This window comes from Pseudoduganella sp. jia 12 (assembly GCF_055502675.1).
Genome location: NZ_JBUXKP010000010.1, coordinates 81958 through 96047, shown reverse-complemented (window position 1 = coordinate 96047; position 14090 = coordinate 81958). Strand labels below are relative to the sequence as shown.

The following is a 14090-nucleotide window of genomic DNA, read 5'->3' as shown; positions in this document are numbered from 1 at the left end:
CGGCAACCAACTACCAGTGATGTTCTTCATGCCCGCACCCTTGAGCAGCGCCTTCCTGAAAGGGGCCATCGTGCTGCTGACGGCGGCGATCTTCACGCTCGATGCCTTCACGTCGATGGATAGCGCGATCGCCGTCATGTATGTCGTCGTCGTGCTGGCCACCGTGCACGTGTCGCCACGCCATGTGCTGGCGGTGACGGCCTTCTGCCTCGTGCTGACGGCGGCCGCGCACCTGATCACCGGCTGGTTCGGCGTGCTCAATTCCTCGCTGGCCCGTTGCGCCGTCAGCCTGGCCGCGATCGGCATCAGCGGCTACCTGGCCCATGCGGGCGCGCAGGCCACGGCGCGGCTGCTGCAGCGCGAGGAATCGCTGCGGCACTCGCGCATGCAACTGGCGCACGTGACGCGGGTCACCACGCTGGGCGAACTGGCCGCGTCCATCGCCCACGAGGTAAACCAGCCGCTGGCCGCGATCTCGGCCAACGGCGAAGCGGCCCTGCGCTGGCTGCGCCGCCAGCAGCCGGACCCGCAGGAAGTGGAACACGCGCTGCAAAGAATGCTGGACGATACCTGCCGCGCCAGCGAAGTGATCCGGCGCATCCGCACGCTGGCCCAAAAGACGGACGCCGCCTTCGGCCCCGTCGACCTGGCGAGCATCGTGCACGATTGCGCGGCGCTGCTGCAGCGCGAACTGGCCGCCCATGGCGCCCGGCTGGTCGTCGACATCGCCGCGGGCCTGCCGGCCGTGACCGGCGACCGCGTGCAGCTGCAGCAGGTGCTGATCAACCTGCTCATGAACGGCATGCAGGCGATGGCACCGGCGGGCGGCACGCTGCGCCTCGCCGTCGCCCCGCATCCCAACGGCGTGCGCATCGCCGTCAGCGACGAAGGGCCGGGCATCCCCGAAGACGGGGCCGGCCGCCTGTTCGAGCCGTTCTACAGCACCAAGCAGGATGGCATGGGCATGGGCCTGCCGATCTGCCGCTCGATCGTCGAAGCCCATGGCGGCCGTATTGGCGCCGTGCCGGGCGGGCCCGGCGCCGTGCTGGAAATCCTGCTGCCCGCGGCCCGCGAGGCTGCCGCGTGAAGCCGCTGGTCTATATCGTCGACGACGACGCCGCGCTGCGCGATGGCCTGTCGAGCCTGCTGCGTTCGGCGGACATGGACGTGGCCCTGTTCGGCTCCGTCGCCGACTTCCTCGGCCACTGCCGGGACGATCGCAACAGCTGCCTGCTGCTGGACGTGCGCCTCGGCGGCCACAGCGGCATGGACCTGCACGCCGAACTGAAGGCGCAGGGCTGCGCGCTGCCGGTCGTGTTCATGACCGGTTTCGGGGACATTCCCATGTCCGTGCGCGCCATGAAGGCCGGCGCCGTCGACTTCCTCGCCAAGCCCGTGCGCGTGGAAGAGCTGCTGGACGCCGTCGGGCAGGCCCTCGCCCGCGACGCGGCCGGCCGCGCCGGCGACGCCCTGCACGCCGGCCTGCGCCAACGCTACGACACGCTGACGCCGCGCGAACGCGAAATCATGGCGCTGGCCGCCCGCGGCCTGATGAACAAGCAGATCGCCGCCGAGGTGGGCACCAGCGAGATCACGGTCAAGATCCACCGCGGCCAGGCGATGAAGAAGATGCAGGCAAAAACCTTCGCCGACCTCGTGCGCATGGCCGAGGCGCTGGCGCTCCGGTAAAACCGGTGACAGACACCGGTTTTCCAGCAACTTCCGCAACACCGCCTCATACCCACGTATGATTTCCCTCCTTCGCCGCCCCCGTTAAGCTCCTGCCGATTGCACCACCTGGAGCCCCCGTGTCCCATACAGATCAGGAAGTCTGCATCGTCGACGACGATGCCTCGGTGCGTACGGCTGTCAGCAGCCTGGTACGCTCGCTGGGCCTGCGCGCCCGGCTGTTCGCCTCCGCCGAGGCGTTTCTCGCCGCCGGCTGCGCTGCCGACCTGGTGATCTCCGATCTCCAGATGCCCGGCATGAGCGGCCTGGAACTGCTCGAACTGCTGCGCAGCCGTGCGGACGATGTGCCCTTCATCGTCATCAGCGCGTTCCTGCAGGATGGCGCCAGCGGCCGTGCCGCGCAGGCGGGCGCCTCCTGCGTGCTCGGCAAGCCGTTCCGCGCCGATGCGCTGGTCGGCTGCATCGAGCGCGCGCTGGCCGGCCCGGACGCGCCCGACTGCCTGCCGCCTCATACGCACGTATGATGTTCGCCACCCGCGTGGCGGCTTATGCTTTCTCCACGATGAACGGCGGCACAGCGAATGATGCTGCCGGCATCGCCGACCAACTCCCAGCCAACGAGTAGCCATGAGACAGCTGACGATCCACCGCCTTTCCGCCGCGATACCCGGCCTCCACGATACGCCGTACGATGTCGACGCGGCCCGGGACGATGTGCTTGCCGCCCAGGATGACATGGCCGCTGCGCAGGATGACATGGTCGCTGCGCTCCGTGCCGAGCGGCTGCGCTGCGCCCGCGACGTGCACGACATCGTGCTGCAGGACCTGACCGCCGTGCTGCTGCAACTGCGCGCCGCCAGCGGCAGTGCCGACCCGGCGCAGGTGGCCGCCTGCCTCGCCACGGCCATGCTGGCCGCCGAGCAGGGCCTGGCCAGCGCCCGCGATTTCGTGCGCAAGCTGCGCGGCGCCATCCCGGTCCCGCAACGCGTGGCCAGCCCCGCCGCCGCCATCCGCGCCGCGCTGGCCAGCCAGCCACTGGCCGCCGGCAGCCGGCTGCGCCTGCAGCTCGACGACGATGCCATGCTGCCGCCGGCCGCCTGCGAGCAGGTGGCGATGATCGTCCGCGAGGCCGTGGGCAACGCCGCGAAGCATGCCCGTGCCCGTGTCATCGCCTGCCGCCTGCGTATCCGTGCCGGCCGCGTGCAGGTGCAGGTGCGCGACGACGGCACCGGCTTCGATCCCCACCAGCCCCGTGCCGGTTTCGGCATCGGCGGCATGCACGAGCGCGCAGCCCTGGCCGGCGCCGCGCTGCACGTCGACAGCGCCGCCGGCCGCGGCACCACCGTCTCCCTTTCCCTTCCACTCGCAGGAGAATGACATGACCATATCCGTGATGCTCGTCGATGACCACCCGCTTGTTCGCCTCGGCATGGCCGGCGTCGTGTCCCGCCAGCCCGGCTACACCGTCACCGCCGAGGCGGCCGACGGTGCCGATGCGATCGAACTGTACCGCCGCATGCGGCCCGACGTGGTGCTGATGGACCTGATGATGCCGCGCGTCGGCGGCCTGGAAGCGCTGCAGGCGATCCGCGCGTTCCATCCGGAGGCCAGGGTGGTGATGGTGTCCGGTTCCGATGGCGAGGAGCACGTGTACCGGTCGCTGCACGCCGGCGCCCGTGCCTACCTGCTCAAGGATGCCCCGGAGGCACAACTGGCCGAATGCCTGCACGCCGTCGTCGCCGGGCGGCGCTACGTGCCGCCGGACGTGGCCACGCGCCTCGCATCGCGCCTCGACAACGACGCGCTGACGGGCCGCGAACTGGACGTGCTGCGCTTCCTGTCGCAGGGCCTGTCGAACAAGCTGATCGCGCGGGCCGCCGGCATCGCGCCCGGCACCGTCAAATACCACGTGAAGAACATCATGGCAAAGCTGGGCGCATCGTGCCGCACCGAGGTGCTGCGCGAGGCGGTGCGGCGCGGCATCGTCGACATCGTCCACTGAGCGGCGCGGCGATCATGGCAACCTCTTCGCGCCGCCAGGCGATCATCGCCGGCGGCTCCGTCGGCGGCCTGATGGCGGCCAGCCTGCTGCGCGCCGCCGGCTGGCAGGCCACCATCCACGAACGCTCGCCGTCCGCGCTGTCAGGCCGGGGCGGCGGCCTGGTTCTGCAGGGCGATGTGCTGCGCGCGCTGCGCCGCGCCGACATCGGCTGGACCGGCACGCCCGGCGTGACGACCGTCGAGCGCATCTGGCTCGATGCTGACGACACCGTCATGCGCCGCGCGCACATGCCGCAGACCCAGACGTCGTGGAACGCGCTGTATGGCCTGCTGCGTGCCGCGCAGCCGGATGGCAGCGTGCATGCCGGCTGCGTCGTGGCGGGCTACACGCAGGACGAGGATGGCATCGACGTGCACTTCGCCGGTGGCGCCAGCGCGCGGGCCGACCTGCTCGTTGGCGCGGACGGCGCCCGCTCCGCCGTGCGCGCACAGATGTTCCCGGACGTGGCACCGTCTTACGCAGGCTATGTGGCCTGGCGCGGCCTCGTGCCCGAACGCGCCCTGCCGCCAGCGTTCATCGCCCGCTTCGACCATGCGTTCGTGTTTCAGCATGGCGACAGGCACCAGCTGCTGGCCTATCCGGTGACGGGCGCGGACGGCGCCACCGCGCCCGGGGCGCGCCGCTGGAACTGGGTCTGGTATCGGCGCGTGGCACCCGGGGCCGCGCTGGCCGGGGTGCTCACCGGCCGCGACGGCCGCGAACATGCCGCGTCGCTGCCACCGGGCGCCATGCGCGAAGAGCAGGCCGGCGCGCTGCGGGCCGATGCCCGCGCGCTGCTGGCGCCATCGCTGTGCGAACTCCTCGACGCGACGGCCGAACCGTTCGTGCAGGTCATCAACGACCTGCAGGCCCCAGGCATGCGCGACGGCCGCGCCGTGCTGCTGGGCGACGCGGCGGCCGTGGTGCGCCCGCATACCGCGGCGGGCACCGCGAAGGCGGCGGCCGACGCGCTGGCGCTGGCCGCCGCGCTGCGCTCCGGTTATGCAGACTCGGCGCTGGCAGCCTGGGAACGCGAGCGCGTGGCGGCGGCGCGCGAGACGGGCCGCTGGGGCGTGGAACTGGGTCTCGGCCTGATGGGCGGCGTGGACTGACCGTCACGCCGTGCGTTGTCAGGCCGCGGCGGCATCGGGTACAATCCGGGGTTTCTGATAATCAATTCTCATCAAGATGACCGCTCCCCCACGTTCCGACCACCGCCGCGCAACGCCGCGCGGCCGGCTCGCGTCGTGGGTACTGGGGCTTGCGGCGGTCATCCTGCTGGTGCAGCTGTTCGCGGCATCGGCCCATCACGATCACGAGCTGGCCGCCAAGTCGCAGCACTGCGTGGCATGCCTGCCGCATGCGCACCCGGATGCGGCGCCGCCGGACGCACCGCCACTGTCCGCGCCATCCGGCTGGACGATGCTTGGCACGCTGTCGCCGCTTTCCGGCACTGCCTCGCCCGCCCCTGCCGCCGGCTACCTGCTGCCGCCGCTCCGGGCGCCGCCCGCGTTCCTGTCGATCCGCTGAAATTGCTTGAATCCGGCCGCGCCGCAGGCCTTGCCTGCGCGTGGCTCACCGTCGACAAGCCCGGATAGCGGCCGCGCGCATGTGCGCCGCCGCTATCCGGGCCACAGGAACACCATGAAATACCGTACCGAATACCATCGCCCGGCCGCGAAGCGGTGGCTGGCCGCCTGCCTGCCGCTAGCCTGCATGCCGTTCACTTGCGCCCTGGCTGCCGATGCCGGCGATGCGGGCACCGTCGTCATCGACGGCCAGCGCGGCGGCTACCGCACGCTGGCCGTGGCCGGCGCCACCAAGACCGACACGCTGCCGAAGGACCTGCCGCAAAGCGTGCGCACGCTGACGGGCGAGCTGCTGCAGGATGCCGGCGTCACGTCGCTGGCCGGGGCGCTGGACCTGGCCAGCGGCATCGCGCGCCAGAGCGACCTTGGCGGCCTGTGGGACAGCTACGCGATGCGCGGCTTCACCGGCGACCCGAATTTCGGTTCCGACTACATGGTCAACGGCTTCGCCGCCAGCCGCGGCTACAACGGCCTGCGCGACATCGCCGGCACGCAGTCGGTCGAGATCCTCAAGGGGCCGGCATCGGCGCTGTATGGCCGCGGCGAGCCGGGCGGCACCGTCAACATCCTCACGAAAAAGCCCCGTTTCACGCCGCGCCGTGCGCTCGAAGCGGGCATCGGCAGCCACGCGATGCGGCGCATCGCCGCCGATTTCACCGGCCCGGTCACGCAGGATGTGGCCTACCGGCTCAATGCCGCGCACCAGGGCGGCGACAACTTCCGCGGCCTGCACGCCGATCGCACCTACCTCGCGCCGTCGCTGCTATGGCTTGCCGGGCCGGACACCACGGTCTCCTACGAGATGGAGGCGGCACGCCAGCGTTCGCCGTTCGACCGCGGTGTTCCCTTGCTGGACGGCCGGCCGGAAGTGCCGGTGGAACGCTTCCTCGGCGAACCGTCCGACGGCCCCATCACCGTGAAATCGCTGGGCCACCAGCTGTTCGTCCAGCACGGCCTCGGCAACGGCTGGTCGCTGCAGGGCGGCGCCGCCTGGCGCGACAGTTCGCTCGAAGGCTACTCCACCGAGGCGAACGACGTGCTCGCCGATGGCCGCACGCTGCGCCGGCAGCGGCGCTTGCGCGACTGGTCGGCCACCGACCGGTCGGCGCGCGCCGAACTGCTGGGCACCACGAGCGCTTTTGGCTTGCGGCACGCGCTGCTGTTCGGCGTCGATGCGTACCGGTTCGACGACTCGCGCCTGCAGCTGCGCCGCAATCCGTCGGCCGCCAATCCGTATGCGATCGACCTGTACTCGCCCGTGTATGGCGCGGTGGCCGACCCGCTGGCGGTGTCGGTGAACACGCTGGAACACCAGCGCGCCCACGCGCTGTATGCGCAGGACCAGGTATCGCTCGGCGAGCACTGGAAGATGCTGCTCGGCGTGCGGCACGACCGCTACCGCCAGACCGTCGTCAACCAGCGCACCGCGACCAGCAACGGGCAGGCACTGTCGGCGACGAGCCCGCGCGCCGGCATCGTCTGGCAGCCGACCGGCGCGCTGTCGCTGTACGGCAGCGTCGCCCGGGGCTTCCGCCCGAACAGCGGCATCAGCATCGAGAACACGGCGTTTCCCGCCGAGCGCAGCGTGGCGTATGAACTGGGCGCCAAGGTGGAAACGCGCGGCGGCCTGGCCGGCACGCTGGCCATGTACCGGATCGACAAGGAAAACGTGCTCACGTCGAATCCGCTCAACAGCGACTTTTCCATCGCCGCCGGCGAAGTGGCCAGCAAGGGCGTCGAACTCGACGTGTCCGGCGAGGTCTCGCGCGGCGTGCGGCTGTCCGCCGCCTATGCGTTGACCGACGCGCGCGTGACGCGCGGCGACAACACGATCGCCACCGGCAGCCGCCTGCCGAACGTGCCGCGGCACAGCGCCAACGTGCTGCTGGTGGCCGGCAATGACGTCGCCACCGTCGGCGGCGGCTTCGCCTACGTGGGCGAACGGCGCGGCGACGTGGCCGCGTCCAGCGGTTTCACACTGCCCGGCCATACCACGGCGCGCCTGCTGGCGGCCTGGCTGCCCACGAAGTCGCTGCGACTGGCCGCGAACGTGGACAACCTGTTCGACCGGCGCTACTACGCCAGCTCGTACAGCCGGCTGTGGGTGGCGCCGGGCAGCACGCGCACCATGTCGCTGACCGCGGCGTACCTGTTCTGAGGCGGCGCCGATGACGCATTCGAACCGGATCGCCTCGATCGACATCGCCCGCGGCATCGTCATGCTCCTGATGACGGTCGACCACGTGCGCGAGACCTTCTTCCTGCAGCACCAGGTGGGCGACCCGATGGATGTGACGGCCACGGACCCCGCGCTGTTCCTGTCGCGGATCGCCGCGCATTTCTGCGCGCCGATGTTCGTGTTCCTCACGGGCCTGTCGGCCTGGCTGTACGCGCATCCATCCACCGGCCCGCGCGACGCCACCGGCTTCCTCGTCAAGCGCGGCCTGCTGCTGGTGGGGCTGGAGCTGACGCTGGTCAATTTCGCCTGGACCGGCAGCTTCACGCCATCCACCCTGTACCTGCAGGTGATCTGGGCGATCGGGCTGGCGATGCTGGCGCTGGCGCTGCTGCACAAGTTGCCGCTGGCCGTGCTGGGTGTGCTCGGCGCCGCCATCGTGGCCGGCCACAACGCGCTGCAATTCGCCCCCGCGCCGGGCACCTTCGGCGCCGCCGCATGGACGATCCTCGAACAGCGCGGCTTCCTGGCCGAAGGGCCGCTGCGCGTGAAGATCAGCTATCCGCTGCTGGCCTGGGTCGGCGTGATCCTGCTCGGCTACGCGGCCGGCCCGCTGTATGCGCGCGCCACGTCGCCGGCCCGGCGCCGCCGCTGGCTGCTGTCGATCGGCGCAGGCAGCCTCGCGCTGCTCGCCGTGCTGCGCGGCGTGAACGGCTATGGCGAGCCGGTGCCGTGGACGGCACATGGCGACCCGCTGCTGACGGCAATGTCGTTCTTGAATTTCACGAAATACCCGCCGTCGCTGGATTTCATCCTGCTGACGCTCGGCGTGGGCCTCGTCGTGCTGGCCCTCGTCGAACGGCCGATGCGGTGGACATCCGTTCCGGCCGTGTTCGGCGGCGCGCCGATGTTCTATTACCTGCTGCACCTGTATGCGCTGCTGGCCCTGCAACGCTGCGCCGCCGCCCTGCTGGACGTGCCGCGCGCCGATGTCGGCCATGTGTGGCAGGTCTGGCTGGCCAGCGTGCTGCTGGCGGTCATGCTGTACTGGCCCACCCGCTGGTTCGGGCACTACAAGCGCACCAGCGGCAAGGGCTGGGTGAAGTATTTCTGATCAGTGCTGTCGATAAGCCTTGTCGAATAAAGTGAGTTTTCGATAGATTTTTGATAGGAGTATTAAGTTAATATCAACCCGCCGGACGAACATCCACATCCGGCGAAATCCCTCGTACTCCCTGGCCGTACCGTCTCCCGGCGCAGCATCCGCCCGCCGGGGCGCGGTTGCGCGCCTTCACCCGTTCACACTTATTGGAGAAATGATGAAAGCTGGTCGTCTGGTTGGTATCGCAGCATGTCTCGCAGGGCTGTTTGGCAGCGCTGGCGCCGCCGCGCAGGGTTTCGAGAACGGCATTCCCGGTGGCTGGCAGTGCCAGGGAACCTGTGGCACGCTGGGCGCCGACGGCGACGTGACGCTCGCTCCCGGCAGTGCCGGCCAATATGGCTACGTGTCGAGCGAAAACGGTGTCACCGGCGTGTCGCTGCCGGGCGTGGGCACGGCGGACAACACCATCACGGGCAGCCGGCTGCTGTCGAACCTGTTTACCGCGACGGCGGGACAGGCACTGGACTTCAAGTTCAACTACATCACGTCGGATGGCGCCGACTACACCGACTACGCGTGGGCGCGGATCCTGGATGCGGACGGCGCCCAGGTCGCACTGCTGTTCACGGCGCGCACATCGGCGTCCGGCAGTGCCGTGCCAGGCTTCGATATGCCCGACGCGGCCGCCACGCTGACGCCGGCGCAGGTGGACATCGTGGCTGGCGGGCCCGTATGGAGCCCGCTCGGCTTCGACTCCGGCGCATGCTATGCCGAGGGATGCGGCTACACGGGCTGGATACAGTCGTCCTACCAGATCGCCGCCGCCGGGCAGTATTACCTGGAATTCGGCGTGACGAACTGGGACGATGAAAACTACCAGTCAGGCCTGGCCTTCGACGGCGTCACGCTGGACGGCGTGCCGCTGCCGGCAGTACCAGAACCGTCGACGTACGGCATGATGCTGGGCGGCCTGGGCTTGCTGGCGGCCATGCGCCGCCGTGCCGCCCGCTAGGATCAGCCGGCCCGTGTCCTTGCACGGGCCATTGCCGTCAGGGCTGGGTCTCGGGGAACGCGTTGGTGGGCTTCGCGCCCCACAGGGCATAGAACAGGATATACAGCTCGCACACGACGGTCAGCAGGAACGACATCTGCAGCCCGTAGATGTCGGCCAGCCAGCCCTGCACGACGACCAGCGCGCCGCCGGCGATCGCCATGATCAGCAGGCCTGCGCCTTCTTCCGTCAGCGGACCGAGACCACGGATGCCCAGCGTGAAGATGGTGGGGAACATCACCGAATGGAACAGGCCCACGGCGATCAGCGCCCACATCGCGGTGGGGCCGCTGGCGAACGTGGCGACCAGCATCACGGCGAAGGCGCCGATGGCGGCGCCGCCCAGCACGCGCTCCGCGGAGATCGATCGCATCAGCATGCTGCCGACGAAGCGGCCCACCATCATGCCGCCCCACAGCAGGAACAGGTAGTGCGACGCGCCCTCGTGCGTGAGGTTGCCGATGTCCGGCTGCGACACGAAGTTGATGAACAGGTTGGCCACGCCGATCTCGGCGATCAGGTAGATGAAGATGGCGGGAATGCCGAACACCAGGTTGCGGTGCTTCCACAGCGAGTGCGATCCGCGCTCTTCCTTCGACACGCGGCGCGACGTCATCGCCGGCAGCGGGTAACGGGCGATGATCACCGCCAGCAGCACGAGCACGGCGGCCACGATCAGGTAAGGCAGCTGCACGGCCTGCGCATCGGCCAGGCGTTCGGCCTGGGTCAGCACCTGGCCCGCCTCGGCGGTGCCGCTCGTGGAGCGGCCCAGGATCAGGTAACCGCCGAACAGCGGCGCGAACATCGTGCCCAGCGAATTGAACGCCTGCACCAGGTTCAGGCGCGAAGACGCCGTCTGCGGCGGGCCGACCACGGCCACGTACGGGTTGGCCGCCACCTGCAGCAGCGTGATGCCGCAGGCGATGACGAACAGCGCGACCAGCGTCACCGCATACGACGGCAGGCGGGCAGCCGGGATCATGCCCAGCGCGCCGGCGGCCATGATGCACAGGCCCACGACCATCGCCTTCTTGTAACCGACACGCTCGATCAGGCGTGCCGACGGGATCGACGCGACGAAATAAGCGATGAACCAGACGGATTCGATCAGCGTCGTCTGCGTATAACTGAGCTCGAACACGCTGCGCAGGTGCGGCAGCAGCGTGTTGTTGATGACGGTGATGAAACCCCAGATGAAGAACAGGCTCGCGAGGAGCGAGAGCGCCGACTTGTAGCTGGCAGGCGATTGCGCCTGTCCAGCCGGCGTCGCATTTGTGGAAATGATTGGCCCGGCCACGGAGAATCCTTTGTCGGAATATAAAAGGGCTTATCCTAGGCGCCATGTTGCCGGATGACCAATTCCATAAATGATCGGCGGTATATCGATTCATGATATCTCGGTCGGGCGGCCGCCCCCTCGTCTGTGCGGGCGCGCACCCCGGCGCCCGCGTGTTGCGCTCTGCTCAACGCTGTGCGGCACAGCAATGCCGACAGGAGTATGCTGGGATGGCATGGCGCTAGCCTGTGCCGCCCGCGCCCTTTCGATCCGGACTCGACATGCAATTCAGGTTCGCCAGCTTGCGCCCGCCTCCGCTGGCCGCCTTGCGCCCCTACCTGGTGTTCATTCTGCTGTGGCCTGTTGCCGGGCTGCTGATCGCCGGCGCGTCGTGGCTTTTCCTGCTCAGCAACTTTACCCGCGAGCGGGTCGCCGTCGAGCGCCAGGTGATGGTCGCCACGCTGAAGATCGCGCAGGACGGCGCGGCCCAGACCCGCGCCAACCTCGGCATGATCGACCAGGTGCTGACGATGATCCGCGTGCAGTGGCAGGCGCTGAACGGCACGATGAACCTCGACCAGTTCGGCAAGATGACCGACCCGGCCGGCGCGCCATTGCGCATCAGCCTGTTCAGCGGCGATGCGCGGCTACTCATGAGCAACGCCAACGGCCTGTGGTCCGGCGCCGACCTGGCGCGGGTGGCGGAACAGTCCTTCTTCGCCTCGCAGCAGTTGCGCGCGGCCGACGACCTGTTCATCGGCATGCCCCTTGTCGGTAACACGCGGGCGCGCTACACGGTGCGCTTTTCACGCAAGCTGCTCGATGGCGAGGGCGAATTCGCCGGCGTGGCCGTCGTGTCGATGGACCCCGGGCACCTGATCGCCGACTACGACGAGGGCCACCTGGGCACCCATGGCTTCCTGGCCGCGGTGGGCAGCGACGGCACGGTGCGCGCGTTCAAGCTGGGCGAGGCTTTCCGCCGCATCCAGCTGCTGCCGCCGCCGCTGCAACGCGCGCTGACCAGCGGCAGCGGCAGCGCCTTCATCCGCGGCGCCGAGTTCGGCGACGGTATCGGCCGCTACGTGGGCTGGCAGGCCGTCGAGGGCTTCCCGCTGATGGTGCTGGCTGGGGCCGACCAGCGCCATGCGATGGCGGTGGTGCGGGAACGCGAGATGGCATCGCGCAAGACAGCCGTCGGCGCCTCGGTCGCGCTGCTGATCTTCGTGCTGGTGGGCATGGGGCTGTCGGGCCGGCTGGCCCTGCAGCGTTACCGGCTGACGGTGGCCCAGGATGCCTACCGCAAGGCCACCGAAGCCAGCACGGAGGGCTTTTTCATCACCGCCCCGGTGTACGGCGCCGATGGCACGATCGTCGATTACGTGACGGTCGACTGCAACGAACAGGGCGCGGCGCTGTCGCGCCACACGCGCGAAGAGCTGATCGGCCGGCGTGTGTCCACGCTGAAGGACACCATTCCGGTGCCCCCGGCCGTCACGCTGCTGGACCAGGCGATGGCGCAGGGCAGCGCCGAAGGCGATATCGAATCCACCGTCCGCGGCCGGCAGACCTGCGTGCGCATCAAGGTGCGGCGCGCCGGCGACGTGCTGGCGGTCACCCTGCGCGACGTGACGCTGGAGCGCGCCCACCTGTCGAACCTGGAACGCAAGAATTTCGAGGATGCGCTGACCGGCCTGCCGAACCGCGCATGGGTAGGCAAGTGCCTGCCGGATGCGGTCGCGCGGGCCAACGCCGGCGGCAAGCTGCTGGCGGTGCTGTTCATCGACCTCGACGGCTTCAAGGCCGTCAACGACACGTTCGGCCACGCGGCCGGCGACGAACTGCTGCAGATCGTCGCCCGCCGGCTGAAGGTCGCCGTGCGGCCGGGCGACCACGTGGCCCGCCTTGGCGGCGACGAGTTCATCGTGATCCTCGAGCAGCTGAACGGCACCGCCGAAGCGGCGCAGGTGGCGGGCCGCGTGCTGCAGGCATTCCATGCCGGGGTGGCGATCGGCGCCGGCACGGCCAGCGTGGGCGCGTCGGTCGGCATCAGCATGTGCCCAGGCGATGCCCACGACGTCGACACGCTGCTGCGCCATGCCGACATCGCCATGTACGAAGTGAAAACGCGCGGCAAGAACGGCTACCAGTTCTTCGACCCGGCCTTCTATGGCGCGATGCGCCAGCGCAAGCAGCGCGAGCGCGAGCTGCAGGCGGCCATCGCCGGCAACCAGTTCGTGCTGCACTACCAGGTGCGTGTTAGCGCTGCCACGCAGCGGGTTGCCAGCCTGGAGGCGCTGGTGCGCTGGAACCACCCGACCGCCGGGCTGCTGTACCCGGACGAATTCATTCCGCTGGCCGAGGAAACCGGCATGATCGTGCCGCTGGGCGAACTGATCGTCGACAGCGTGTGCGCGCAGATCGCGGCCTGGACGCGCGACGGCTGCGCGGCCGTGCCCGTATCGATCAACGTCTCCAGCCGCCAGTTCAACGAACGCGACATGCACGCGCTGTTCCTGCAATCGCTGGAACGCCACGGCGTGCCGCCCGACCGAGTGGAGATCGAACTGACGGAATCGACGATGATCCGCGACCCGGCGCGCACCTCGGAACACCTGCAGGCCATGCATGCGCTGGGCATCCGGCTGCTGGTCGACGATTTTGGCACCGGCTACTCGTCGCTGTCGATGCTCCAGCAGCTCGATTTCGACCTGCTGAAAGTGGATAAATCGTTTACCAGGCGGCTGGGCGGCGACGGCCAGGGCGAGGTGCTGTTCACGGCCATCATCACGATGGCCCATGCGCTGGGCATGAAGGTGGTGGCCGAGGGCGTGGAGCGGCCGGAACAGGCGGACCTGCTGGCGCGGCTGCAGTGCGACGAACTGCAGGGCTACTACATCGCCTCGCCGCTCGACGCGGCCGGCGTGCAAGGGGAGATCCGGCGCCGCCAGGCCGCGTGACCGGCCAGCGGACGGTACGGCAGCCCGGCAGCCCGGCAGCAGCCTGCCAGGCATAGAAGATCAGAACGCTTTCCTGGTGTCTCCTCAACAACAGGAAGCGTGCAAAGGCCGTGGCCGGCCGCTTAAAGGCACGTTGCGCCAGCATTACAGATGCGTCGGCCTTCGTCAGCCCATTGTCCAGCACCCTGTCCAGGCGGCAGCCCTTTTGC

The 14090-nt window shown here is 69.3% G+C and carries 12 protein-coding genes; 11 read left to right on the top strand and 1 reads right to left on the bottom strand.

The window, feature by feature from the left end:
• The first annotated feature begins 28 nt into the window (after positions 1–28).
• The 10 genes from ACY65G_RS21555 to ACY65G_RS21510 all read left to right on the top strand — a co-directional run bounded on the left by ACY65G_RS21555 (position 29) and on the right by ACY65G_RS21510 (position 9609).
• A complete protein-coding gene (locus tag ACY65G_RS21555; RefSeq protein ID WP_464999344.1) occupies positions 29–1087 on the top strand; it encodes a sensor histidine kinase in 1059 nt (352 codons plus the stop codon).
• Positions 1084–1689, top strand: coding sequence for a response regulator transcription factor (locus ACY65G_RS21550; protein WP_464999343.1), 606 nt, complete (start codon positions 1084–1086; stop codon positions 1687–1689). Before ACY65G_RS21555 ends, ACY65G_RS21550 begins: the two co-directional genes overlap by 4 nt.
• 119 nt (positions 1690–1808) lie before the next feature.
• Positions 1809–2213, top strand: coding sequence for a response regulator transcription factor (locus ACY65G_RS21545; protein ID WP_464999342.1), 405 nt, complete (start codon positions 1809–1811; stop codon positions 2211–2213).
• A 103-nt stretch (positions 2214–2316) separates the two neighbouring features.
• Positions 2317–3066 (top strand): sensor histidine kinase, encoded by a 750-nt coding sequence (locus ACY65G_RS21540; protein ID WP_464999341.1) that lies wholly within the window; start codon positions 2317–2319, stop codon positions 3064–3066.
• Between the two features lies 1 nt (position 3067).
• A complete protein-coding gene (locus tag ACY65G_RS21535) occupies positions 3068–3691 on the top strand; it encodes a response regulator (protein WP_464999340.1) in 624 nt (207 codons plus the stop codon).
• A 14-nt stretch (positions 3692–3705) separates the two neighbouring features.
• Positions 3706–4842, top strand: coding sequence for an FAD binding domain-containing protein (locus ACY65G_RS21530; protein WP_464999339.1), 1137 nt, complete (start codon positions 3706–3708; stop codon positions 4840–4842).
• A 76-nt stretch (positions 4843–4918) separates the two neighbouring features.
• Positions 4919–5260, top strand: a complete 342-nt coding sequence (locus ACY65G_RS21525) for a hypothetical protein (protein WP_464999338.1) — start codon at positions 4919–4921, stop codon at positions 5258–5260.
• Between the two features lie 114 nt (positions 5261–5374).
• Entirely contained in the window at positions 5375–7477 is a 2103-nt protein-coding gene (locus ACY65G_RS21520) for a TonB-dependent siderophore receptor (protein WP_464999337.1), read from the top strand.
• A 10-nt stretch (positions 7478–7487) separates the two neighbouring features.
• Complete coding sequence (locus ACY65G_RS21515; protein WP_464999336.1) at positions 7488–8609, top strand: acetyltransferase domain-containing protein; 1122 nt, start codon at positions 7488–7490, stop codon at positions 8607–8609.
• A gap of 205 nt (positions 8610–8814) precedes the next feature.
• Positions 8815–9609 (top strand): NF038132 family protein, encoded by a 795-nt coding sequence (locus ACY65G_RS21510; RefSeq protein ID WP_464999335.1) that lies wholly within the window; start codon positions 8815–8817, stop codon positions 9607–9609.
• Positions 9610–9646: 37 nt separating this feature from the next.
• Here ACY65G_RS21510 and ACY65G_RS21505 read toward each other — a convergent pair whose 3' ends face one another.
• A complete protein-coding gene (locus ACY65G_RS21505; RefSeq protein WP_464999334.1) occupies positions 9647–10945 on the bottom strand; it encodes a sugar MFS transporter in 1299 nt (432 codons plus the stop codon).
• 260 nt (positions 10946–11205) lie between these two features.
• On the opposite strand from ACY65G_RS21505, the gene ACY65G_RS21500 reads away from it, so the two are divergent.
• A complete protein-coding gene (locus tag ACY65G_RS21500) occupies positions 11206–13881 on the top strand; it encodes a bifunctional diguanylate cyclase/phosphodiesterase (protein ID WP_464999333.1) in 2676 nt (891 codons plus the stop codon).
• Positions 13882–14090: the final 209 nt, after the last annotated feature.

What these genes read in the sequence shown, in the direction of transcription:
- ACY65G_RS21530 (WP_464999339.1), top strand. Translation starts at nt 3,706, where the DNA reads ATGGCAACCTCTTCGCGCCGCCAGGCGATCATCGCCGGCGGCTCCGTC.
- ACY65G_RS21515 (WP_464999336.1), top strand. Translation starts at nt 7,488, where the DNA reads ATGACGCATTCGAACCGGATCGCCTCGATCGACATCGCCCGCGGCATC.
- ACY65G_RS21500 (WP_464999333.1), top strand. Translation starts at nt 11,206, where the DNA reads ATGCAATTCAGGTTCGCCAGCTTGCGCCCGCCTCCGCTGGCCGCCTTG.
- ACY65G_RS21540 (WP_464999341.1), top strand. Translation starts at nt 2,317, where the DNA reads ATGAGACAGCTGACGATCCACCGCCTTTCCGCCGCGATACCCGGCCTC.
- ACY65G_RS21535 (WP_464999340.1), top strand. Translation starts at nt 3,068, where the DNA reads ATGACCATATCCGTGATGCTCGTCGATGACCACCCGCTTGTTCGCCTC.
- ACY65G_RS21520 (WP_464999337.1), top strand. Translation starts at nt 5,375, where the DNA reads ATGAAATACCGTACCGAATACCATCGCCCGGCCGCGAAGCGGTGGCTG.
- ACY65G_RS21510 (WP_464999335.1), top strand. Translation starts at nt 8,815, where the DNA reads ATGAAAGCTGGTCGTCTGGTTGGTATCGCAGCATGTCTCGCAGGGCTG.
- ACY65G_RS21525 (WP_464999338.1), top strand. Translation starts at nt 4,919, where the DNA reads ATGACCGCTCCCCCACGTTCCGACCACCGCCGCGCAACGCCGCGCGGC.
- ACY65G_RS21555 (WP_464999344.1), top strand. Translation starts at nt 29, where the DNA reads ATGCCCGCACCCTTGAGCAGCGCCTTCCTGAAAGGGGCCATCGTGCTG.